This is a genomic window from Rhodocista pekingensis, assembly GCF_042665545.1.
Taxonomy (GTDB): Bacteria; Pseudomonadota; Alphaproteobacteria; order Azospirillales; family Azospirillaceae; genus Rhodocista; species Rhodocista pekingensis.
The window spans coordinates 74,113-97,131 of record NZ_JBHTCM010000010.1; the positions used below are offsets into that span (position 1 = coordinate 74,113).

General features: G+C 71.5%; 20 protein-coding genes and 1 tRNA gene. 17 read left to right on the plus strand and 4 right to left on the minus strand.

Annotated features, from left to right (window positions below; all coding sequences use genetic code 11):
- The first annotated feature begins 7 nt into the window (after window positions 1–7).
- From ACFQPS_RS08595 to ACFQPS_RS08630, 8 genes are all read left to right on the plus strand, one after another.
- Window positions 8–1,039 carry an MraY family glycosyltransferase gene (locus tag ACFQPS_RS08595; RefSeq protein ID WP_377358154.1) on the plus strand — a complete coding sequence of 344 codons (1,032 nt, stop codon included), beginning with the start codon at window positions 8–10 and terminating at the stop codon, window positions 1,037–1,039.
- A 456-nt stretch (window positions 1,040–1,495) separates the two neighbouring features.
- Entirely contained in the window at window positions 1,496–2,743 is a 1,248-nt protein-coding gene (locus ACFQPS_RS08600) for a type III PLP-dependent enzyme (protein ID WP_377358156.1), read from the plus strand.
- Between the two features lie 148 nt (window positions 2,744–2,891).
- Window positions 2,892–4,310: a homospermidine synthase gene (locus ACFQPS_RS08605; RefSeq protein WP_377358157.1), complete on the plus strand. Its 1,419-nt coding sequence runs from the start codon at window positions 2,892–2,894 to the stop codon at window positions 4,308–4,310.
- Between the two features lie 263 nt (window positions 4,311–4,573).
- Complete coding sequence (locus ACFQPS_RS08610; protein ID WP_377358159.1) at window positions 4,574–5,734, plus strand: ATP phosphoribosyltransferase regulatory subunit; 1,161 nt, start codon at window positions 4,574–4,576, stop codon at window positions 5,732–5,734.
- A gap of 76 nt (window positions 5,735–5,810) precedes the next feature.
- Window positions 5,811–7,103, plus strand: coding sequence for an adenylosuccinate synthase (locus tag ACFQPS_RS08615; RefSeq protein WP_377358160.1), 1,293 nt, complete (start codon window positions 5,811–5,813; stop codon window positions 7,101–7,103).
- A gap of 181 nt (window positions 7,104–7,284) precedes the next feature.
- Window positions 7,285–9,324 (plus strand): protein kinase family protein, encoded by a 2,040-nt coding sequence (locus ACFQPS_RS08620; RefSeq protein WP_377358162.1) that lies wholly within the window; start codon window positions 7,285–7,287, stop codon window positions 9,322–9,324.
- Complete coding sequence (locus ACFQPS_RS08625; RefSeq protein ID WP_377358163.1) at window positions 9,321–9,863, plus strand: hypothetical protein; 543 nt, start codon at window positions 9,321–9,323, stop codon at window positions 9,861–9,863. Before ACFQPS_RS08620 ends, ACFQPS_RS08625 begins: the two co-directional genes overlap by 4 nt.
- A gap of 49 nt (window positions 9,864–9,912) precedes the next feature.
- A complete protein-coding gene (locus ACFQPS_RS08630) occupies window positions 9,913–10,782 on the plus strand; it encodes an oxidoreductase (RefSeq protein WP_377358164.1) in 870 nt (289 codons plus the stop codon).
- A gap of 44 nt (window positions 10,783–10,826) precedes the next feature.
- On the opposite strand, the gene rpoH is transcribed toward ACFQPS_RS08630, so the two are convergent.
- Both rpoH and ACFQPS_RS08640 read right to left on the minus strand, forming a co-directional pair.
- Window positions 10,827–11,711 (minus strand): RNA polymerase sigma factor RpoH, encoded by an 885-nt coding sequence (gene rpoH, locus ACFQPS_RS08635; protein WP_012566907.1) that lies wholly within the window; start codon window positions 11,709–11,711, stop codon window positions 10,827–10,829.
- A gap of 114 nt (window positions 11,712–11,825) precedes the next feature.
- Window positions 11,826–12,920, minus strand: a complete 1,095-nt coding sequence (locus ACFQPS_RS08640; protein ID WP_377358167.1) for an RluA family pseudouridine synthase — start codon at window positions 12,918–12,920, stop codon at window positions 11,826–11,828.
- A gap of 33 nt (window positions 12,921–12,953) precedes the next feature.
- Here ACFQPS_RS08640 and ACFQPS_RS08645 point away from each other — a divergent pair, with 33 nt between their 5' ends.
- The 4 genes from ACFQPS_RS08645 (at window position 12,954) to ACFQPS_RS08660 (ending at window position 16,181) form a co-directional block, all read left to right on the plus strand.
- Window positions 12,954–13,313, plus strand: a complete 360-nt coding sequence (locus tag ACFQPS_RS08645) for a hypothetical protein (protein ID WP_377358168.1) — start codon at window positions 12,954–12,956, stop codon at window positions 13,311–13,313.
- Between the two features lie 55 nt (window positions 13,314–13,368).
- Window positions 13,369–14,430: a threonine aldolase family protein gene (locus ACFQPS_RS08650; protein ID WP_377358170.1), complete on the plus strand. Its 1,062-nt coding sequence runs from the start codon at window positions 13,369–13,371 to the stop codon at window positions 14,428–14,430.
- A 44-nt stretch (window positions 14,431–14,474) separates the two neighbouring features.
- Window positions 14,475–14,550, plus strand: a tRNA-Glu gene (locus ACFQPS_RS08655).
- 278 nt (window positions 14,551–14,828) lie between these two features.
- Window positions 14,829–16,181 carry a hypothetical protein gene (locus ACFQPS_RS08660; RefSeq protein ID WP_377358172.1) on the plus strand — a complete coding sequence of 451 codons (1,353 nt, stop codon included), beginning with the start codon at window positions 14,829–14,831 and terminating at the stop codon, window positions 16,179–16,181.
- Between the two features lie 38 nt (window positions 16,182–16,219).
- Here the strand turns inward: ACFQPS_RS08660 and ACFQPS_RS08665 are convergent, their stop codons facing one another.
- The gene (locus ACFQPS_RS08665; RefSeq protein ID WP_377358174.1) at window positions 16,220–17,452 is read right to left on the minus strand and encodes an acyl-CoA desaturase; all 1,233 of its coding nucleotides are present in this window, start codon (window positions 17,450–17,452) and stop codon (window positions 16,220–16,222) included.
- A gap of 486 nt (window positions 17,453–17,938) precedes the next feature.
- Between ACFQPS_RS08665 and ACFQPS_RS08670 the strand changes: the two genes are divergently transcribed.
- The 5 genes from ACFQPS_RS08670 to ACFQPS_RS08690 all read left to right on the plus strand — a co-directional run bounded on the left by ACFQPS_RS08670 (window position 17,939) and on the right by ACFQPS_RS08690 (window position 22,073).
- Window positions 17,939–18,271 (plus strand): hypothetical protein, encoded by a 333-nt coding sequence (locus ACFQPS_RS08670; RefSeq protein ID WP_377358178.1) that lies wholly within the window; start codon window positions 17,939–17,941, stop codon window positions 18,269–18,271.
- Window positions 18,272–18,381: 110 nt separating this feature from the next.
- The gene (locus ACFQPS_RS08675; RefSeq protein ID WP_377358180.1) at window positions 18,382–18,663 is read left to right on the plus strand and encodes a hypothetical protein; all 282 of its coding nucleotides are present in this window, start codon (window positions 18,382–18,384) and stop codon (window positions 18,661–18,663) included.
- A gap of 163 nt (window positions 18,664–18,826) precedes the next feature.
- Window positions 18,827–19,993 carry a TRAP transporter substrate-binding protein gene (locus ACFQPS_RS08680; protein ID WP_377358182.1) on the plus strand — a complete coding sequence of 389 codons (1,167 nt, stop codon included), beginning with the start codon at window positions 18,827–18,829 and terminating at the stop codon, window positions 19,991–19,993.
- 137 nt (window positions 19,994–20,130) lie between these two features.
- On the plus strand, window positions 20,131–20,751 hold the full coding sequence (locus tag ACFQPS_RS08685; protein ID WP_377358184.1) for a TRAP transporter small permease subunit: 621 nt from the start codon (window positions 20,131–20,133) through the stop codon (window positions 20,749–20,751).
- Window positions 20,748–22,073, plus strand: coding sequence for a TRAP transporter large permease (locus ACFQPS_RS08690; protein ID WP_377358187.1), 1,326 nt, complete (start codon window positions 20,748–20,750; stop codon window positions 22,071–22,073). Before ACFQPS_RS08685 ends, ACFQPS_RS08690 begins: the two co-directional genes overlap by 4 nt.
- Before the next feature lie 60 nt (window positions 22,074–22,133).
- Here the strand turns inward: ACFQPS_RS08690 and ACFQPS_RS08695 are convergent, their stop codons facing one another.
- Window positions 22,134–22,967, minus strand: a complete 834-nt coding sequence (locus ACFQPS_RS08695; protein ID WP_377358188.1) for a DUF2243 domain-containing protein — start codon at window positions 22,965–22,967, stop codon at window positions 22,134–22,136.
- Window positions 22,968–23,019: the final 52 nt, after the last annotated feature.

The window sequence follows — 23,019 nt, forward strand, 5'->3', positions numbered from 1 at the left end:
CGGCGGCATGCAGACGTCCGCCTGGTTGTACCCCGCCGCCCTCCTGCTGCCCTGGCTCGCGGCCCGCGTCCTGACCGGACGGGTGACGGCGGAGCTGCGCCGCCGGCAGGTGCTGGACCGGCCCAACCACCGCTCCAGCCACACCCTGCCGACGCCACGGGGCGGCGGCTGGGGCGTGCTGCCCGTGGTCTGGGCTGCCTGGGCCCTGCTGGGGTGGCAGGCCGGGGCACTGGCCGGAACCGGGCCGGTGCTGGCGGCGAGCGCGCTGCTGGCGCTGGTCTCCTGGGCCGACGACATGCGCCCGGTGCCCCCCCTGCCGCGGCTGGCGGCACAGGCGCTGGCCGTGACCGCGGGCCTGCTGGCCCTGCCCGGCGACGCGCTGCTGTTCCAGGGCCTGCTGCCACTGCCGGCGGACCGGCTGCTGGCGGCGCTCGGCTGGCTCTGGTTCGTGAACCTCTACAACTTCATGGACGGGATCGACGGCATCACCGGCAGCCAGACCCTGTTCCTCGGCGCGGGCGTGGCGCTGCTGCTGCTGCTGGCCGGACAGCCGGGACCGGAGGCCGCCTACGGGCTGGCCCTGGCCGGGGCCGCGGCCGGGTTCCTGGCCTGGAACTGGCGGCCGGCGCGGGTCTTCCTGGGCGATGTGGGCAGCGTGCCGCTGGGCTATCTGACCGGCTGGCTGCTGCTGACGGCGGCGGCCGAGGGGCTGTGGCTGCCCGCCGCGATCCTGCCGCTCTACTATCTGGCCGACGCCACGCTGACGCTGCTGCGCCGGCTGCTGCGCGGCGAGCGGGTCTGGCAGCCGCACCGGGAGCATTTCTACCAGCGCGCCGTGGACCGGCTGTGCCGGCACGACCGCGTGGTGCTGGCGATCCTGGCGGCGGACGCCGTGCTGCTGGCCGTGGCGGCCGCGACCTTGAGCCGACCCTGGGCGGCGCTGGCCGCCCCGCTGGCGGTGCTGGCCCTGCTGGCCTGGATGGCGCGCGGCCCCCTGCATGCCCGTGTCGCGGAGAATTCACGGGGCCTGCCGCGATAAGCACTTGCGTCTGCGGACGGATTGCCTACTTTAGCAGCACGACGCACCCGCACGTGCCCCTGGCCCGGGCAGGGTCTGCTCCCCGGAAGGGCTTCCTTCCGACCGGCGCGCCCCGCTCCCTCGTGGTTATGCAACGACGTTAGGCGTCCTTTTTGGCAGACCCGGCCAACCGTGGGCCGGTTCCCGAGAGGGAGGCAGTAATGATCGCTTTGCAGGCCCGAGCCATGAGTATCTGACCCCGCCAGGTCACCAATCTCGTCTGTTGACGCCTTGCGGCCCCCGCGTTCGCGCTCCCGGCCCGGCAATCACGACGCGAGACCGGCTCCCCCCCCACTCTGATCGCCGCTTCCGGCAGGCCACCGGCCCTCCGGACACCAGCTTTCACCGTATCCCGACCGCGCCCTGGGGCCGGACGGGACAGGGCCTCGCCCCGGCGCGAGGATCGAGGGTCGCTCCATGGGTCAGATCCGCTACCGTTCCGCTGTCTCCCCCCTGCGCCGCAGCTTCGTCCGCCCGGTCGAGCTGCCGGGCGTGGACTCCACCGTCGCCGCGCTGCGCCCGGCGGAACCGCTGCACTGCCTGCGCCCCGCCGTGCTGAAGGCGACGGCCCGGCGCTTCGTGGACGCCTTCGCCGAGGCGGTCGGCGGCGACGTGCTGTACGCCGTGAAGTGCAACCCGGACCCGGCCGTGCTGCGCGCCCTCTGGAAGGGCGGCGTGCGCCATTTCGACTGCGCCTCCCCGGCGGAGGTGCGGGTCGTGCGCAGCATGTTCCCCGAGGCGGTCATCCACTACATGCACCCGGTGAAGAACCGGGCCGCCATCCGGGTGGCCTACCGGGAGCTGGGCGTGCGCGACTTCGCCCTGGACAGCGTGGAGGAGCTGGAGAAGCTGCGCGAGGAGACGGGCGATGCCCGCGACCTGGGGCTGATCGTCCGGCTGGCGCTGCCCAAGGGCAACGCCACCTACGACCTGTCCGGCAAGTTCGGCGCGGCCCCCGACGCGGCGGCCGACCTGCTGCGCCGCGCCCGCGCCCTCTCCCCGCGCATCGGCGTCTGCTTCCATGTCGGTTCGCAGTGCCTGACGCCGGAGTCCTACGGCGACGCCCTGCGGCTGGCCGGCGGGGTGATCCGCGCCAGCGGTGTCCCGGTGGACGTGGTGGATGTGGGCGGCGGCTTCCCCGTCAGCTATCCCGACATGACCCCGCCGCCGCTGGATGCCTACATGGAGGCCATCCGCGCCGGCATCGCCGGCCTGGGCCTGCCGCCCGGCACCCGGGTCTGGTGCGAGCCCGGCCGGGCCCTGGTGGCGGCCGGATCCAGCGTCGTCGTCCAGGTGGAGAGGCGCCGCGGCGACGAGCTGTTCGTCAATGACGGCGTCTACGGCAGCCTGTCCGACGCCGGCGTCCCCGCCTTCCGCTTCCCCTGCCGGCTGGTCCGGCCGGAGGGGACGGGCACGGCCCCCCTGATGCCGTTCAGCTTCTGGGGGCCGACCTGCGACAGCGCCGACCGCATGAAGGGCCCCTTCCTGCTGCCGGCGGACGTGCGCGAGGGCGACTGGATCGAGATCGGCCAGCTCGGCGCCTACGGCGCCACACTGCGCACGGAGTTCAACGGCTTCGACCAGGCCCGCCTTGTCGAGGTCGCGGACTGCCCGCTGCTGGAAACCCCGGGACATGGGGTCCCGGCACGGTTGCCAGCGAAGTAACCTTACGTCACTGTGAAGTCTGGCGGACCGCGCCGTCGAAAGACGCCGCGGCCCGTCTTTCTGTTGTCAATCGTCAGTCGTTTCCCTTCACCCAACGAGCTTCTGGAGGCACCGAGCCTTCGAGCGTTCCAGCCCGGAGCAGTCGATTATGGAAGAGTACGCAAAGCACTGCGCGCTAGACGGCCGACTTGTCATGGTCGGCTTCGGCAGCATCGGTCAGGGCGTCCTGCCCCTGATCCTGCGCCACATCGAGATCGCCCCTGAGCGCATCACGATCGTGACCGCCGACGAGCGGGGGCGTGCGGAGGCTGAGCATTACGGCATCCGCTTCATCAAGGAACCGCTGACCCGGGAGAACCATCGCACCGTGCTGGACCCGTTGCTGGGCCGCGGCGACTTCCTGCTGAACCTGTCGGTGGATGTCTCCTCCGTGGCGCTGGTCGAGCTGGCGGCGGAGAAGGGGGCGATGTATCTGGACACCTGCATCGAGCCCTGGCCCGGCGGCTACACGGACACCAGCGTGTCGCCCTCGCTGCGCTCCAACTACGCGCTGCGCGAGAGCGCCCTGGCCGTGCGCCAGCGCCATCCCGACGCGCCGACCGCCGTGATCACCCACGGCGCCAATCCGGGCCTGGTCTCCCACTTCGTGAAGCAGGCGCTGCTGAACATCGCTGAGGACACCGGCCGCGACGCCACCCCGCCGACGACGCGGGAGGGCTGGGCCGCGCTGGCGAAGGACCTGAACATCAAGGTCATCCACGTCGCCGAGCGTGATACGCAGATCTCGTCCGTGCCGAAGCGGCGCGGCGAGTTCGTGAACACCTGGTCGATCGACGGCTTCGTCTCCGAGGGCTCGCAGCCGGCGGAGCTGGGCTGGGGCAGCCATGAGAAGACCTTCCCGCCCGACGGCTCCCGCCACGAGTTCGGCAGCGGCGCGGCCATCTTCCTGAACCGGCCGGGCGTGACGCAGCGGGTGCGGACCTGGACCCCGATGGAGGGGCCGTTCCACGGCTTCCTCATCACCCACAGCGAGGCCATCTCCATCCCCGACTACCTGACGGTGCGTGAGGGCGACACGGTCGTCTACCGGCCGACGGCCCACTACGCCTATCACCCCTGCGACGACGCGGTGAAGTCGATCCACGAGTTCGCCGGCAAGAACTACGTCCAGCAGGAGACCCAGCGCCTGATCATGGACGAGATCATCGACGGCGTGGACGAGCTGGGCGTGCTGCTGGCCGGCCATGAGAAGGGGGCCTACTGGTACGGCTCGCAGCTCTCCATCGAGGAGGCGCGGCAGCTCGTCCCCTACAACAGCGCCACCTCGCTCCAGGTCTGCGTGGCGGTGCTGTCCGGCATGGTCTGGGCCATCGAGAATCCCGGCCGCGGCGTGGTGGAGCCCGACGAGATGGACTACCGCCGCTGCCTGGACATCTGCATGCCCTATCTGGGCCCGGTGGTCGGCGCCTACACCGACTGGACCCCGCTGGAGGGCCGCAACAAGCTGTTCCCGGAAGACGTGGACAGCAGCGACCCCTGGCAGTTCAAGAATGTCCGCGTGATCTGACGGGACCTCCCGCCACCTCCGCGGGGGCACGCCAGGACCGGGGCGGGGGGAGACTCCCGCCCCTTTCCCTGTCTGCCGTCCCGCACCCCGGCCGCCCCACGGACGGGCCGGCCGGGGCATCCCTGCCCTGCTGCCCCGCCCCCACCCTTTCCATTGCATGCCCGGCGGGGAGGGTTTACGAAACGGCACTCGGTGCGTGGTGCTGGGACCGTTTCCCCGCGCCCGTTCCGTCCGCGCCGCAGACCGACCGCGCCGAGCCGCCGATGACCGACGATCCCACCTCCCCTTCCATGGCCCTGCTGCCAGCGGGCCTGCGTGACCTGCTGCCGCCGGATGCCGAGCACGAGGCCCGCGTCGTCGGCCGGCTGATGAAGGAGTTCACCCGCCATGGCTATGAGCGGGTCAAGCCGCCCCTGATCGAGTTCGAGGAGGGGCTGCTGTCCGGCCCCGGCCGTGCCCTGGCGAAGCAGACCTTCCGGCTGATGGACCCGATCAGCCAGCAGATGATGGGCGTGCGCTCGGACATGACCTTGCAGGTGGCGCGCATCGCCGCGACCCGCATGCCGAAGTCGCCGCGCCCCCTGCGCCTGTCCTATGCCGGGCAGGTGCTGCGGGTTAAGGGCAGCCAGCTCCGCCCCGAACGGCAGTTCGGGCAGGTCGGCATCGAGCTGATCGGCGGCATGCAGGTGGAGGCCGACGCCGAGGTGGTGCTGCTGGCCGCCTCCGCCCTGGCGGCCGTGGGCGCCGACAGCGTCACCATCGACCTGACGGTGCCCACCCTGGTGCCCACCGTCTGCCGCGCCCTGAACCTGACGGACGCCGAGACGCGCCGCGTGCGCGACGCCCTGGACCGCCGCGACACGGCGGCCGTGGCCGCCATCGGCGGGCCGGCGGGGGACCTGCTGGTGCGGATCATGGGGGCCGCCGGCCCGGCGGCCGCGGCCGTGGCCGCCCTCTCCGCCGTGGACCTGCCGACCGTGGCCGAGCCCGACCGCTGGCGCCTGACCGAGGTGGTCAAGCTGCTGACGGCGGCGGCACCGCACCTGAACCTGACCATCGACCCGGTGGAACAGCGCGGCTTCGAGTACCAGACGGGGCTCAGCTTCACCATCTTCGCCCGCGGCGTCACCGGCGAGCTGGGCCGCGGCGGCCGCTACCGCAGCGGCGGCGACGGGGAGCCGGCCACCGGCTTCACGCTCTATACCGACACGGTGCTGCGGGCCATCCCCGGCCCGCCGCCGCCGCGCCGCATCCTGCTGCCGCACGGCACCCCCTATGCCGAAGGGGCACGGCTGCGCGACGAGGGCTGGCAGACGGTGGCGGTGCTGGAGCCCGGCGCCGACCTGCCCGCCGAAGCGCGCCGGCAGGGCTGCGGCCATCTCTGGGCCGGCGGCCGGATTCAGGAAATCCAGGACCGCCCGTAGGCGGTTCCCCATGGTTCAATCCGTCGGACCCGCGGCCATCGCCCGGTCCGACCCAGAGCGGTCGAGGAGTTTCAGCATGGCCAACGTGGCGGTCGTCGGGTCCCAGTGGGGCGACGAGGGCAAGGGCAAGATCGTCGACTGGCTGTCCTCGCGGGCCGATGTCGTGGTCCGCTTCCAGGGCGGCCACAATGCCGGCCACACGCTGGTGATCGGCGATGTCGAGTACAAGCTGTCGCTGCTGCCCTCGGGCGTCGTGCGGCCGGGCAAGCTGTCGGTGATCGGCAACGGCGTCGTCGTCGATCCCTGGGCCCTGCTGCGGGAGATCGACGCGATCCGCGCCAAGGGCGTGGCGGTGACGCCGGAGACCCTGCTGGTGGCGGAGAACTGCGCCCTGATCCTGCCCCTGCACGGGGCGGTGGACCGGGCGCGGGAGGAGGCGCGCGGCGCCTCGAAGATCGGCACCACCGGCCGCGGCATCGGCCCGGCCTATGAGGACAAGGTGGCCCGCCGCGCCATCCGCCTGTGCGATCTGGCCGACGACCGGGTGCTGGAGGACAAGGTGGACCAGCTCCTGTTCCACCACAACGCGCTGCTGCGCGGCCTCGGGGCGGCCGAGATCGACAAGGCCGAGCTGATGGCCCAGATCGCGGAGGTGGCGCCGCGCATCCTGCCCTACGCCGCCGTCGTCTGGCAGCGCCTGGACGAGGCCAAGCGGGCGCGCAAGCGCATCCTGTTCGAGGGCGCCCAGGGCGCCATGCTGGACGTGGACCACGGCACCTATCCGTTCGTCACCAGCTCCAACACCGTGGCCGGCAACGCCGCCGCCGGCAGCGGCATGGGGCCGGGGGTCGTCGGCAACGTGCTGGGCATCACCAAGGCCTACACCACCCGCGTCGGCTCCGGCCCCTTCCCCACCGAGCTGACGGACGCCACCGGCGAGCAGCTCGGTCTGCGCGGCCGCGAGTTCGGCACCGTCACCGGACGCAAGCGCCGCTGCGGCTGGTTCGACGCCGTCATGGTGCGTCAGGCGATCAAGACCGGCGGCATCACCGGCATCGCGCTGACCAAGCTGGACGTGCTGGACGGCTTCTCCGAGCTGAAGGTCTGCACCGGCTACCGCTACCAGGGGGAGATCATCCACCACCTGCCGGCCGGGCAGACCGCGCAGGCGGCCGTCGAGCCGGTCTACGAGACCTTCCAGGGCTGGAGCGAGAGCACCCGCGGCGCCCGCTCCTGGGCCGACCTGCCGGCGACGGCGGTGAAGTATGTCCGCCGCATCGAGGAGCTGGTGGAGGCGCCGGTCACGCTGCTGTCCACCAGCCCGGAGCGTGACGACACGATCCTGATGCGCGATCCGTTCGAGGACTGAGCGCGGAGAGGGCGGCGCACGCGGGACAGGCCCGCGAAGAACCGGGCGCATGGATTAAAGAAGGGTTAGAATCCGGCGGCCGGTGCGGTTGAGAAACCGTAAAGTGTCTGTGATAATTGGCGAAATACCCTATAAGACAGACCCGCAGGACAGACCCGCCGCCCCAACCACCGGCCGGACGATGGCGACCGCCGCACAGAAAGCCGCTCCCGACCTCGTCTACGAGCCCGTCGATCTCGGCGGGCGTTGCGAGATTCTGCCCGGCTCACGGCTGCCCGACCTGGACTCCCCGGCCGGGCCATCCTTCGTCGCGCGCAGCAAGCGCGAGCGCAGGACGGAGCTGTTCGCCACCATCGTCGAGACGCCGGTGCCGGCGCGGATCGAGGTGCTGGCCACCCTGCGCGGCCTGGAGCATCCCCACATCCTGCGGGTGGTGGACTGGGGCACGGTGACCTGGCCCCTGGAGTCGCGCCGGCGCTTCGCCATTGTCTTCGAGCGGCCGGCCGGGCGCCGGCTGATGGACACCCTGTCGGACGTGCGCGACCCGATGGGCGAGGACGTGATCGTGCGGCAGATCATGCCGGCGATGCTGTCCTGCCTGAAGGATCTGGGCAGCCGCGGCATCACCTGCGGCGCCGTGCGGCCGACCAACCTGTACTTCCGCGATCCGGCGGCCGGCGGCATCCTGCTGGGCGACTGCGTCAGCGTGCCGCCCGGCTATGCCCAGCCCCTGCTGTTCGAGCCGGCGGAACGGGCCATGGCGCAGCCGTCGGGCCGCGGCCCCGGCACCATCGGCGACGATCTCTATGCCCTGGGCGTCACGCTGCTGATCCTGGCGGTCGGCCGCAATCCGGTCCGCGCCCTGGACGACGAATCGCTGCTCCAGTCGAAGATCGACCGCGGCACCTACATCACGCTGGCCAGCGGCGTCCGCCTGCCGCAGACGCTGATCGAACCGCTGCGCGGCCTGACCATCGACGATCCCCGCCAGCGCTGGACCGTGCAGGACCTGGATCTCTGGCTGCAAGGGCGGCGGCTGACGCCGAAGCAGGCCAGCACGATCAAGCGTGCCGGTCGCCCGTTCGAGCTGAACGGGCAGGAGATGTACCATTGCCGGCCGCTGGCCCGCGCCCTGGCCGCGCAGCCGGCCGTGGCGGCCCAGATCATCGAGCGCGGCGACCTGGACAAGTGGCTTCGGCGCAGCCTGTCCGACGATGCGCGGGCCGAGGCGGTGCAGGCCGCCATCGAGTCCGCCGGGGCCGGCACCCGCCCGGCCAGCCTGGAGGACCGGGTCGTCGCCCGCACCTGCATCGCGCTCGATCCTGCCGCCCCCATCCGCTACAAGGGCCGCGTCGTGATGCCCGACGGCATCGGCACGGCGCTGGCCGAAGCCGTCGCCACCGGCGGCGGCGGGCAGCAGTCCATCGCCGAGATCCTGCTGGCGCAGCTTCCCATGTTCTGGGTCAGCAGCCAGGTGGACTTCCGGCCCGAGCATGTGCCGATGGTGCAGTCCTTCGACTACATGCGGACCCTGCTGGAGCAGACCGGCCCCGGCTTCGGGCTGGAGCGGGTGCTCTACGAGATGAACCCGGCGCTGCACTGCCTGAGCCCGCAGATCGCCGACCAGCACGCGCTGACCCTGTCCGACATGCTGCTGGCGCTGGATACGGTGGCCACCAGCCCGGTGCACGGCCGCGACCCGATGGACCGGCACGTCGCCGCCTTCATCGCCACCCACCACAAGCGGCTGAACGACCGGCTGCTGAATCCGCTGGCGGCGGTAGGGGACAACACCCGGCGGCTGATCGCCACCCTGAGCATCCTGGCCGACGTGCAGTCCCGCTACGGCCCGTCCAGCCTGCCGAATCTGTGCCAGTGGCTGGTGTCGCTGCTGGACCCGGCGCTGAAGCGGTTCAAGAACCGCCGGACCCGGGAGCGGATCAAGCAGGAGGCGCAGCGGCTGGCGCGCGACGGCTCGCTGGAGGCGTTGCTGAAGCTGCTGGACGATCCGCAGACCCTGAAGGCCGACGAGCGCGGCTTCATGCAGGCGATGCAGAAGCATGAGACCCTGACCCGCCAGATCGACAAGCTGAAGCGCGGCATCGACAACCGCGGCGTCATCGCCGAAGGTACCGGCCGGCAGATCGCCGCCGTGACCTCCAGCGTCATCGCCATGGCGATGCTGATCGTGATCGTCCTGCTGATGGCGGGGACCCCATGAGGCGCGACACCGACCGGTACGCCGGCGAACGGCGCGGCGGCGGCGGGCTGTTGCTGCTGCTGGCCCTGATCCTGCCCTTCGGGCTGGTCGTCATGCCGACGACGATCCTGATGCTGGCCGCCCTGGTCCCCACCCTGGTCGCCTATGTCGTGGACCGCGATCCGGAGAAGTCGGCGCCGCTGACGGTGGGGGCGATGAATCTCTGCGGCGTCATGCCCTTCGCCATCCGGCTCTGGCAGGACGGGCACACGATCGAGCTGACCATGCGGATGCTGGCCGACCCCTATACCTGGCTGGTCATGTATGGCGGGGCGGCGATCGGCTGGCTGCTCTATTTCGGCATCCCGCCGCTGGTCGCCGGTGCCGTCGTCATGCGCGACGGAACCCGCATCCGCGAGATGGAGGAGCAGCGGCGCCTGCTGGTCGAGGAGTGGGGTCCCGAGGTCGCCGGCCGCACGCCGGAGGCCGACCCCGCCGACCTGCCGGCCGAGACGGAGCGCGTCCGCGGCCTGCTGCCCGCCCCGGCCCGGGGCACCTGAGCCGGCGGACGCCCGACCGCGACCGCCACGCCCGCGACGGAGGAGAACGATGGCGCACGCTGATCGGGTCTGGTTCATCACGGGGGCGTCGTCGGGCTTCGGCCACGCCCTGGCGCAGGCGGTGCTGGCCCGCGGGGAGCGCGCGGTGCTGACGGCGCGCCGGGCCGGACTGCTGGAACCGCTGGCCGCGGCGCACGAGGGCCGCGCCCTGGCGCTGCCGCTGGACCTCACGGACGCGATCGCCCGGGAACGGGCCGTGGAGGCCACGCTGATCCGCTTCGGCCGCATCGACGTGCTGGCCAACATCGCCGGCCGCGGCTCGCTGGGCGCCGTCGAGGAGTTTGACGCCGGCCAGCTCCGCGGGCAGATGGAGCTGAACTTCTTCGCCGCCGCCGAGCTGACCCGGGCCGTGCTTCCCACCCTGCGGGCGCAGCGGTCGGGCCACATCCTGAACCTGACCAGCATCGGCGGGCTGGTCTCCATGGGCGGCTTCGGCGTCTACTGCGCCTCCAAGTTCGCCCTGGAAGCCTGGAGCGAGGCGCTGCGCGACGAGGTGGCGCCCCTGGGCATCCGGGTCACCATCGTCGAGCCAGGCGCCTTCCGCACCGGGTTCGCGGGCGACGCCAACATGCGTCCCTGCCGCAGCATCGACGCCTACCGGCCCGTGGTCGCCCCCATCGAGGCGTTCCTCTACGGGCAGGCAGGCCGACAGGCCGGCGACCCGGCGAAGGCCGCCGAGGTGATGATCGAGGCGGTGGACAGCGACGCCCCGCCACTGCGCCTGATGCTGGGGAGCGACGCCTACGAGCTGTGGGAGCGGACCATGGCGGCCCGCGCCGCCGAGCTGGCGGCCTGGCGGGAGCGCGGCGAGGCCACCGCGTTCCCGGATGCCGGACCTGTCCGGATCGGCCCGGCCTGACCGTCCGGGACAGACCGCTCCCCAGCCGGGGAGCGGCGGCCGGATCAGACCAGCCGCTGCTCCTCCGCGGCGCTGCGGATGGCCTTCTGCAACTTCTCGAAGGCCCGCACCTCGATCTGGCGGACGCGCTCGCGGCTGATGCCGTACTGCTGCGACAGGTCCTCCAGCGTGGTGGGGTTGTCGCGCAGGCGGCGCTCCACCAGGATGTGGCGCTCGCGGTCGTTCAGGGTCTTCATCGCCTCGGCCAGCAGGGCCTTGCGCTTGCCCAGCTCCTCCCGCTCGCCCAGGCGGATTTCCTGGCTCTCGGACTCGTCCACCAGCCAGTCCTGCCACTCCCCCTCCCCGTCCACGCGCAAGGGCGCGTTCAGGCTGTGGTCGGGGCTGGCGAGGCGCCGGTTCATGTTGACGACGTCACTCTCCGGCACGTCCAGAGTCTCGGCGATCTTGCGCACGGTCTCCGGGTGCAGGTCGCCCTCGTCGATCGCCTGCATCTGGCCCTTCAGCTTGCGCAGATTGAAGAACAGCTTCTTCTGCGCGGCCGTCGTGCCCATCTTCACCAGCGACCAGGAATGCAGGATGTATTCCTGGATCGCGGCCCGGATCCACCACATGGCATAGGTGGCGAGGCGGAAGCCGCGGTCCGGATCGAACCGCTTCACCGCCTGCATCATGCCGACATTGCCTTCGGAGATCAGTTCGGAGAGCGGCAGGCCGTACCCCCGGTAGCCCATGGCGATCTTGGCCACGAGGCGGAGATGGCTGGTGACGAGCCGGTGCGCGGCATCGGTGTCCCCGTGCTCGCGCCAGCTCTTGGCCAGCATGTACTCCTCCTCCGCCTCGAGCATGGGGAACTTGCGGATCTCCTGGAGATAGCGCGCAAGGTTGCTCTCGGAGTTGATGACAGGAACGGCGGGCAAGGTGCTGCTCATGGCTTCACCCCCTCGGGGCCTCCCTCAGCCTGGATTGCCCGCGGAACGGCGTTCCGGTCCGCGGGGACTGGGCGGGCATGTCAGAATAACCGACTTCTCCACTCAGCAATAGCATCATAGCGTTTCAAGACCTTGAATCAGTCCCGCGAGGTCTTCCGGCAGGGCTGCCGTGAAACCCTGCTTCAGATCGGAAGCCGGGTGCCGGAATTCCAGGGCCGCCGCGTGCAGCGCCTGACGGGGAAACCCCGCCAGCGCGCGCAGCACCGGCTCCGGTGCGGTTCCCTTGCGCGGCGGGCGCAGCCGCCCGTAGAGCGGGTCGCCCACCAGCGGGTGGCCGAGATGGGCCATGTGGACCCGGATCTGGTGCGTCCGCCCCGTCAGCAGCTTGCATTCCACGAGGCTGGCGAGCAGCCCGAAGGAGCGCACCACCCGGTAGCGGGTGACCGCCGGCTTGCCGCCGCGCGACAGCACCGCCATCCGCTTGCGGTCGGCGGGGTGACGGCCGATGTTGCCCTCGATCACGCCCTCGCGCGCCGCGGGCACGCCCCAGACGACGGCCAGATAGGTGCGCGACAGGCTGCGGTCGGCAAACTGCGCCGTCAGTCCCTGGTGCGCCCGGTCCGTCTTGGCCGCGACCAGCAGGCCGCTGGTGCCCTTGTCCAGGCGGTGGACGATGCCGGGCCGGCGCACCCCGCCGATGCCCGACAGCCGGTCGCCGCAATGGGCCAGCAGGGCATTGACCAGGGTGCCGTCAGGGTTCCCGGCGGCGGGATGCACCACCATCTCCGCCGCCTTATCGATCACCAGCAGCTCGTCGTCCTCATGGACGATGGCGAGCGGGATCGCCTGCGGCAGCGGCACCGCCGGCTCCGCCGCAGGCACCAGCACCTCGACGATCTGGCCGGGTTTGACCCGCCGGGAGGCGTCGTCTATGGTCTCGCCGCCTGAGGAGACGCAGCCCTGGTCGATCAGCGACCGCAGCCGCGAGCGCGACAGGCCGGCCCCGGCCAGGGCGTCCGACAGCACCTTGTCCAGCCGGTCCCCCGCCCGTCCGGCGGCGACCTCGACCTGGTGGCGGACCGCTTCCGACGGCCGGTCGCCGGAGAGCCCGCCAGCCGGGGACCCGTCCTCCAGGTCGTCCTCGCCGGCAAGGTCGTCCGGCAGGGCGTCGTCCGGATCGACCCAGTCCTGCCCGGCCGCCTGGATCATCGCCGCCGGGCCCGCTTCGGAGGCATCGGCGCCGTGCAGGCCATGAAAACTCTCCTCGCCGTCATGGGCGTCCTGATCGTCCTGGGCTTCGCGTTCGTGGGATTCGAGATCTACCAACGCGCCACGGACCCCGATCATCCGCGCGCCTTCGGCCGGGCCGCCCCGGCGGCGGCCGGCGCTCCCGCGGCGGTCGCGGACGCGGGCACCGGCACCCTGCTGCCCGCCGGCAGCCGGATCGGCCAGATGCTCGTTCTCAACAACCGCGTGCTCTACCATGTGACGCTTCCGGACGGCAGTGAACAGATTCAGGTCCTCGACCCTGCCAACGGTCGGGTGCGCATCGCTGTGACGGCACCGCCAAGCATGGCGGCTGGCCCGGCCGCGACGCCGTGACGCCCGTCACAGGATTCTCTTATACACCCACCACCGTTCCGCCGGGGCCTCTCCGATGAACTTCATGAGCGATAATGTCAGCGGTGCGGCGCCGGAGATCCTGGCCGCACTGAACGAGGTTTCCGCCGCCGGGGCGATGCCCTCCTACGGCGCCGATCCCGTGACGGCGCGGCTGGACGGGCGGATGACCGCCCTGTTCGGCACGCCGGTCACCACCTTCCCCGTCGCCACCGGCACGGCGGCGAACGCGCTGGCGCTGTCCGTGCTGACGCCGCCCTACGGCGCCGTCTACTGCCATGCCGAGGCGCACATCAACGTGGACGAATGCGGCGCGCCGGAGATGTTCACGAGCGGCGCCAAGCTGATCCCGCTGCCCGGCGCGCACGGCAAACTGACCCCGCAGGGGCTGGCCGACGCGCTGGCGCGGGCGCATGTCGGATTCGTCCACGCGGTCCAGCCGGCGGCCCTCTCGCTCACCCAGGTGACCGAAGCGGGCACCGTCTACACCCCCGACGAGGTCGCCGCCCTCTGTGCCGTGGCGAAGCGGCACGGGCTGAAGGTCCACATGGACGGCGCCCGCTTCGCCAACGCCGTGGCCTCGCTGGGCTGCGACCCGGCCGAGGTGACCTGGCGCGCCGGGGTGGACGTGCTGTCCTTCGGCGCCACGAAGAACGGCGCCCTGGCGGCGGAGGCGGTGGTGTTCTTCGACCGCGCGCTGGCGGAGAGCTTCGGCTACCGGCGCAAGCGGGCCGGGCACCTGTTCTCCAAGATGCGGTTCCTGTCGGCGCAGCTCGACGCCTATCTGACGGACGGGCTGTGGCTGCGGCTGGCCGGCCATGCCAACGCCATGGCCCAGGCGCTGGGCGCCGGGCTCGCCGCCCTGCCGGGGGCGTCGCTGCGCGCGCCGGTGGAGGCGAACGAGGTGTTCGTGGAGCTGCCCGAGGCGGTGACGGAGGGGCTGCTGGAGCGCGGCTTCCAGTTCTACCGCTGGGACGGGGCCGTGGTGCGGCTGGTGACGGCCTGGAACACCCAGGCCGGGGACGTCGCCGCCCTGGTCGCCGCCGCCCGGGAACTGGCCTCCGGCGCCCCTGCCGACAAAGGTGAAAAAAAGGCTTGATCGCCCCGGAGGGTTCCCCTATAAGCCCCCTCCACGACGGCCTCGTCCCCTTCGTCTAGAGGCCTAGGACACCGCCCTCTCACGGCGGTAACAGGGGTTCGAATCCCCTAGGGGACGCCAAAATTCTATGTGGCCGCTAAACGATTGAAAAAGCCCGGCTTTTAGCCGGGCTTTTCGTTTATCCGCACAGGTCATCCACACAGGTTTAAGAGCGAGGCTGGAACGCCAAAGCGTCCCGGACCGCCGTCTTTCGCGGTTGTTCACCCCGCCCTGGCTGGTGGGCAACGTGCACATCCCTTTGCGCGGTCAATCTCCTGTCATCCATGCCTGGAAGCCGGGTAGAGATACCGAGCCGACGCGGTTCGCAGCCCTCCCCCGATCGCAGACCCGGAGCCCCCATGCCCCTCCCCTTCCTCTCCCGCCGCCGGGTGCTGGCGGTCCTGGCCGGCGGGCCGCTGCTGCTGGCGGGGGGTACCGCACAGGGCGACGGGCCGGTGGACGGGCCGGGGACGGACGAGGCCGTGGCGGGGCTGCATGCGGCGCTGGCGGCGCGGGTGGATGCGGTGCCGGGACAGGGGCCCGTGTTCCTGGCGAGCTACGAGCCCGACCCGGCCACCGGGCCGCTGGAGCCGGCGCTGCGCGGGGCGGCCTTCACCTATGACAACGCCCTGGCGGCCATGGCGCTGCTGGCGCGCGGCGACCGGGCCCGGGCGCGGCGGCTGGGGGCGGCCCTGGCCGCGGCGGCCGCGGGCGACCGGCACTATGCCGACGGCCGGGTGCGCAACGCCTACCGCGCCGGCCCCGCAGGCACCCCGCCCCTGCCGCCGGGCTGGTGGGACACGGGCAGCGGCACCTGGGCCGAGGACGCGACCATGGTCGGCACCGCCACCGGCAATGTCTGCTGGGCGGCGCTGGCCCTGCTGGCGCTGCACGACGACACCGGAAACGCCGGGGATGCCGGAAACGCCGGGAGTGGCGCCGGAGCCGGAACGCCCGGCGGGACGGACTGGCTGGGGGCGGCGCGGCGGCTGCTGGGCTGGGTCGCGGCCACGGTGCGCAACCCCGCCGCGGCGGGTGGATTCACTGGCGGGTTCCACGGCCACGAACCGGCGCCGGTGCGGCTGGGCTGGGTCTCCACCGAGCACAACATCGACGCCTTCGCCGCCTTCTCCTGGCTGGCACGGGCCACGGGCGAGAACCGCTGGGAGGTGGAGGCCGCGGTGGCAGGCCGCTTCGTCGCCGCCATGTGGGACGCCAGGGCAGCCCGCTTCCTGACCGGCACGCTGCCCGACGGGGTGACGCCCTCGCGCGCCGGCAGCTACCTGGACGCCCAGCTCTGGCCGCTGCTGGCCTTCCCGGACGGGCCGGAGCGCTGGGGCCGGGTGCTGGAGATGGTCGCCGCCACCCACACAGCGGAGGGCGGGCTGGACTTCAACGGCGACCGCGACGGCCTCTGGGTCGAGGGCACGGCGCAGGGGGCGCTGGCCTGGCGCCGGGCGGGCAGCGGCCGTGCGGGCCAGAACCACAGGGCCGAGGCACGGCGGCTGCTGGCGGTCGCCCTGGCGGAACGGGCGCCGGGCGGCCTGCTCCACGCCACGCGGGCGCCGTCCATCAGCACGGGCCTGGCGCTGGGGCCGGACTCCACGGAACCCGACTTCCGCTACTACCGCCGCCCGCATCTGGGCGCCACCGCCTGGGCCGTGCTGGCGGCGGAGGGCTGGAACCCCTTCACCGGGCGCCGGCTGGACTGACCGGCCCGGATTCGGACCGGCCGGCCGGAGACAGACCGTCAGGGCCGGCGGGACGTCACCGGCACCCGGTCGGGCTCCAGCTCCGCGAAGACGGAGTCGAACAGCATCTCGCGGGCGCGGTCCACGATGTCGTCCAGGCTGGGGGTGCGGGCGAACATCTTCTGCGCCCGCTGCCGGATCTCGTCCCGGCCGGGCAGGTGCGGCAGGTGCAGGTCGGGCATCTGCAACCCGGCCAGCGCCTCCCCCGCCGCGCGGCGGGCCTGGGCGAGGCGGTCCTCCATCCCGCTGCGGCCGGGCGCGGCGGCCATCGCCTCGCGCAGGCGGGCGGCGATGCGGCCCGTGTCGAAACTCGCGGCGAGCTGGGCCGCCGCCTTCTCGATCACCTTGCGGCCCAGCCGCTGTTCGTTCCGCACCACGGACTTCGGCGGCTGGTGCAGGTCCCAGACGATGCCGGCCCAGGAGAGCGCCTTGAGGATGTAGTAGGTCGGGTCGTACTCCCACCAGCGGAAGCCCTGCCGCGCTGCCGACTGATAGGCGTGGTGGTTGTTGTGCCAGCCCTCCCCCATCGTCAGGATCGCCAGGAACCAGTTGTTCCGGCTGTCGTCGCCGGTGACGTAGCGGCGGCGGCCGTGGACATGGGCCAGGCTGTTGATGCAGAAGGTCGCGTGGTAGAGCAGCACGGTGCTCCAGAAGAAGCCGACCACCAGCCCGGACCAGCCGCCCAGCAGGAAGCAGAGCAGCGCCAGCGCCACGGCCGGCGCGTTGGCCCAGCGGTTCAGCCAGACCAGTTCGGGATAGCGGGCGAGGTCGGCCACGACGGACAGATCCGTGTCCTCGTGCCGCGGCGTGAAGATCCAGCCGACATGCGCCCGCCAGAAACCGACCTGCCGGGGCGAATGCACGTCGAATTCGGTATCCGACCAGCGATGGTGGTGGCGGTGCTTCGCCGCCCACCAGAGCACGCCCTTCTGCGTCGTGGACTGGGCCAGCAGCGCCAGCACGAACTGGAACCAGCGGCTCGTCTTGAAGGCCCGGTGCGAGAAGTAGCGGTGATAGCCGGCGCCGATGGCGAAGATCCGGACGATGTAGAGACCGGCGCAGAGCACCAGCGCCTGCCACGTCACGCCCGTCCAGATCGCCGCGAAGCAGGCGATATGCACAAGCACGAAGGGAATGGTGGACGGATAGATGATATCGTCCGGGCCGTGCCCGGACGGGGCCGGATCGGGTCGGCCGGAATCGGAACGGGGGATGTCGGCGGGAACGGTCACGGGGCGCGGGCTCCTGAAGCAGAGGGGTCCGGGCGTGCCGGCAGGGCACGCGGAAGCGGTGACGCGGCCGTCGGCCGCACGACATAACGGGCATCCGGCGCACGGGTGATCCCCATGGAACGGGGAGATGAAAAGAACGTCAACCCTGGGTGTGGCGGACTATCCTTTCGCCCGGCCTTCAGCCGGGGGCCTTTCGCCCGGCCTTCAGCCGGGGGCTTTCCGCCCGCCCGCCTGATCGGCACCGCTCTCCGGACAGGTGAAACCGCCGCCGTGGCCGGACAAGGGGTCGCGGGGGCCGGAGGTAGTGATATTTCGCACAGCCCGGTAGTGGGACTTCTGCCCATCCTCCCGCCGTCGCTGCTGGAACGGAACGGGTCCCCGCCCGTTGTCGCGTTCCACCATCGACGCATGATGCCGGTCCCCAGGGCACACACCCGGGGGGCCACACGCCACCGAGGGCCAGAGCCCCCTCAAGGAGAGTCACCGATGACGTGCTCCGATACCGCCGATCCGGCGCGCCGGCTTTTCGCCGGCGCCGCCGTCCACCCGACCGAGGGGACCGGACCGGCGGCCTATTTCTTCGCGCTGGACAGCACCGGCCGCACCGCTTGGCCCTTCCGCTTCGTGCCGCTGCCGGGCGGGGACCGGCTGGCGCAGCGCTGGCGCTTCGGGCGCTGGATCGACAGCAGCGAGGCCGCGGCCTTCGCCGACGGCACCGACGACCTCTGGGTCGAAGCGACGGAGGAGGAGGTGCTGGCCTGGATCGGCCGGCAGTACCGCACCTGCGGCCTGACCAACCGGGAGCGGGCGGCCGGCTGACGCCCGCCCCCGGGAGCACGGCCGGCCCGCCGGTGAACCCGGAGCGGGCCGGCGGCGTTTCCCCGTCCGGACCGCCCGTGGCAGGGCTGGCGTGGAACGGAGGAACGGCGATGGACGCTACCGGCAGCACCGGGCCGGCCGGCCCTGGAGAGGGCAGCCGGGCCCGCGATCTGGGCGAACGGGCGGGCGAGGAAGCGCAGGGCCTGCTGCCCGTCATCGGCGATGCCCTGGACGGGTTCTGGGACGGGGTGCGTCTCGTCCCCCCGGAGGCGGGCCCCGATGGCAGCACGGAAGCCTACCGCATCGCCTACGAGGTCGGCTCCTTCATCCCCGAGGCGCTGGCCGCGCTGTGGGACTTCCTGATCGGCTTTTTCTCGGCCCTGTTCGGCTGACGAAGGCGTCGCGGCCCCGGTAGCTTCTGGAAAATTGGAAAGCTCCGAAAAGCAAGTTACGATCCTTCCGGCGTCGTGAACCGGCCCCAAGGGCCGGACGCTTTCCGTGGGCCGCCTGGACGTCCCCCGGAATGCTGGAACAACGAACGGGAGGACGCATCGCATGTCTGAGGAACAGCCGAACAAGGGCGCGGCGGGCAGCACGGCAGCCACCACGGCGGGCAGCACGGCCGGCCGCAGCCGGCGCCGCTTCCTGGGCGCCGCGGCGGGGGCCGTGGCGGGCACGGCCGTCGGCGCCGTCGCCATGCCCAACGTCTCGCGGGCCCAGAGCACCACCCTGCGCTTCCAGAGCACTTGGCCGGCGCGGGACATCTTCCACGAGTTCGCGCAGGACTACGCGGCCAAGGTCAACGCCCTGTCCGGCGGCCGGCTGAAGCTGGACCTGCTGCCGGCCGGCGCCGTGGTGGGGGCCTTGCAGTTGCAGGACGCCATCATCGCCGGGGCCCTGGACGGCGGCCACAGCGTCACCGCCTACTGGTACGGCAAGCACCCCGCCTTCTCCCTGTTCGGGACGCCGCCGGCCTGGGGCTGGCGGGCCAACCAGATGCTGGGCTGGGTGAAGTACGGCGGCGGCCAGCAGCTTTACAACGAGCTGCTCCAGGACGTGCTGAAGCTCGATCTCGTCGGCTTCCTCTACGGCCCGATGCCGACCCAGCCGCTGGGCTGGTTCAAGAAGGAGATCACCTCCATCGAGGACATGAAGGGCCTGAAGTACCGCACCGTGGGGCTGGCGGCCGACCTCTACAAGGAGCTGGGCGTGGCCGTCACCATCATGGGCGGCGGCGACATCGTGCCGGCCATGGACCGCGGCCTGCTGGACGGGGCGGAGTTCAACAACCCCTCCTCCGACCGGGCGCTGGGCTTCCCCGACGTGTCCAAGGTCTACATGCTGGGCAGCTACCATCAGGCGGCGGAGAGCTTCGAGGTCATCTTCAACCGGACCAAGTTCCAGGCCCTGCCGAAGGAGCTTCAGACGGTGCTCCAGGCTGCCTCGGAGGCCGCTTCGGCCGACATGTCCTGGAAGGCGATGGACCGCTATTCCCGCGATCTGGAAGCGATGAAGGCGGCCGGCGTGAAGGTCTACAAGACCCCGGAGAGCGTGCTGAAGGCGCAGCTCGCCGCCTGGGACAAGGTGATCGAGGAAAAGTCCAAGGACGCCTTCTTCAAGAAGGTGGTGGACAGCCAGCGCGACTTCGCGCGGCGCGTCGTCGCGTTCGAGCAGGAGTACGAGGTCCGGCAGGATCTCGCGTTCCAGCACTTCTTCGGCTGAGGCCGCAGCGGGTCCGGGGTGGGTCCGGGGCGGTGCCGGCTGTCGGCGCCGCCCTCCCCCGGCCCCCGCACCGTATCTTCCCTTTCCCGAGTTTCCCGGACACCTTCCGACAGGCCGGCCACAGGCGCGGGGACCCGATGGGACGTCTTCTCTTCATGATCGACCGGATCAGCACCCTGGTCGGCAAGGCCTTCTCCTGGTGCGTGCTGGCCCTGACGCTGGTCGTCAGCTACGAGGTGCTCATGCGCTATGCGCTGGGCGCCCCGACGAGCTGGGCCTACGACACCAGCTACATGCTGTACGGCGCCCTGTTCGTGATGTGCGGCGCCTATCTGCTGTCCCGCAACGGCCATGTGCGGGGGGATTTCCTCTACCGGATGTGGCCGCCGCGGGTGCAGGCGGGCGTCGATCTGGCGCTCTATCTGCTGTTCTTCTTCCCGGCGGCCGTGACCCTGATCTATTCGGGCTGGAACTTCTTCGACCTGTCCTGGCGGATGAACGAGCACAGCTCCTTCACCCCCGACGGGCCGCCGATCTATCCCTTCAAGGGGCTGATCCCGGCGGCCGGCGTGCTGCTGCTGCTGCAAGGGCTGGTCGAGGCGGCGCGCTGCATCGTCTGCCTGCGCACGGGCTCCTGGCCGCCACGGCTGCATGACGTGGTGGAGCTGGAGGAGGAGATGCTGCGCCGCCATGCCATCGCCGACGACAGCGACCGCATGGCGCATGAACACACCGAGACTTCGGGAGGTCTGCGATGAGCGACCCTGCCGTCGGCATCCTGATGCTGGTGGTGTTCATCTTCACCATCCTGCTGGGCTTCCCGATCGCCTTCACCCTGATCGCGCTCTCGGTGATGTTCGGCTTCTACGCCGTGGGCGACGCCATCTTCCCGCTGCTGGTGCAGCGGGCCTACAATGTGATGGCGAACGACGTACTGATCTCCGTGCCCCTGTTCCTCTTCATGGGGTACATGATCGAGCGCTCGAACATCCTGGACAGGCTGTTCTACTCGATCCAGATCGCGCTCCGGCGCATCCCCGGCTCGCTGGCCGTGGCGACGCTGGCGACCTGCGCGCTGTTCGCCACGGCGACCGGCATCGTCGGCGCGGTCGTCACCCTGATGGGCGTACTGGCCCTGCCGGCGATGCTGAAGGCGGGGTACGAGAAGCGGCTGGCGACGGGCGTGATCGCGGCCGGCGGCTGTCTGGGCATCCTGATCCCGCCGTCGATCATGCTGATCCTCTACGGCGCCATGGCGGCGGAATCGGTGGTGCGGCTGTACGCGGCGGCGCTCATCCCCGGCCTGATGCTGGCCGGGCTGTACATCGTCTACGTGATCGGCATGGCGATGCTGAAGCCGGAGCGGGCGCCGCCCCTGCCGCCGGAGGAAGGGCGGCTGCCGGTGGGCCGGGTCGTCTGGATGCTGCTGACCAGCTTCGTGCCGCTGACGGTGCTGATCCTGGCGGTGCTGGGGGCCATCCTGTTCGGGCTCGCCACCCCGCACGAGGCGGCGGGCATCGGCGCGCTGGGCGCCATCGTGCTGGCCGTCGCCTACCGCGCCTTCACCTGGAGCAAGCTGAAGGAGGCCGTGTTCCTGACCGGCCGGGCCACGGCGATGGTCTGCTGGCTGTTCGTCGGCAGCTACATCTTCGCCTCGGTCTTCTCCCTGCTGGGCGGGCACCATGTGGTGGAGGGCTGGTTCACGGCGCTGGACCTGGAGCCCTGGCAGTTCCTGGTGCTGACCCAGCTCCTGATCTTCCTGCTGGGCTGGCCGCTGGAATGGACGGAGATCATCGTGATCTTCGTGCCGATCTTCCTGCCGCTGCTGGACAATTACGGGATCGACCCGGTCTTCTTCGGGGTGCTGGTGGCGCTGAACATCCAGACCAGCTTCCTGACCCCGCCGATGGCCATGTCCGCCTTCTATCTGAAGGGGGTGGCACCGGCGGGGATCGAGCTGTCGCACATCTTCCGCGGCATGCTGCCCTTCATGACGATCGTGCTGCTGAGCCTGTTCATCCTGTACCAGTTCCCCGCCCTGGCGCTCTGGCTGCCGGGCGAGCTTTACGGCATCCGATGAATCGGCTTACGCTGGCAGGCGCTGACTCCCGGCTTACGCCGGTTGGCTCTGAACCCCGGCTCACGCCGGGCGGGCAAAGCTGAAGCACCCGGCCGGCAGCCCGATCCCGGCGACGATCCAGCCGCCATGGGCATAGACCCGGTGGACCCGCGACGGGTCGGGCAGGTCGAGCATCCAGACCTGCCCGTCCGCGCTGCTCCAGACCACCCGCGCGTCGAGGTCGGCCGCGACCAGGAAGCCGTCGCGCGGCGACAGTCCGGACGGGAACAGTGCCGTGACGAAGCCCTTGCCATCGTCCGGGGCACGGGCGGCGACGGGGCCACCGACCAGCACGGCCGCCGCCAGCAGCAGCGGGAAGACGGCGCGGCGCCGGGGGCCGCCGGAACCGGAGCCATCGCCCCGTCCCGTCCCGCGCCACAGCCGCACCCCCAGGAGGACGGGACCAAGGCCGAACACGGCCGCCCAGAGCAGGTCCCAGGCCAGCGGCTGGGCCGCATCCATGCGGATGCGGTGGAAGCCCAGCGTCCAGTGGAACAGCACGGCATCCACCAGATGCCAGACGCCGAACCCGACCAGGGCGGCACCGGCCAGCCGCCGGTCGGCACCGGGCCGGGCGAAGCGGGCGCGCTGGCGCCAGAGCAGCCACAGCCCCACCCCGGCGATCCCGTACATGGCGGCGTGGAACAGCCCGTCCGCCAGCACCTGCACGCGCAGATCGGCAAAGGCCGCCCCCTCCAGGGCGCTCAGCAGATGGTGCCATTGCAGGATCTGGTGCAGCAGGATGCCGTCGAAGAACCCGCCCAGGGCGAATCCCAGCAGCCCGCCGGCCCAGATCAGGCCGGGGGACCCGCGGCCCAGGCGGCTGGCGACGGCGGGGTCGGCGATGGCGGTCATGGGCGTCTCCCTCGGGGGCCTCCGGCCGCCCCTGGACGGCCCGGCACCGGAA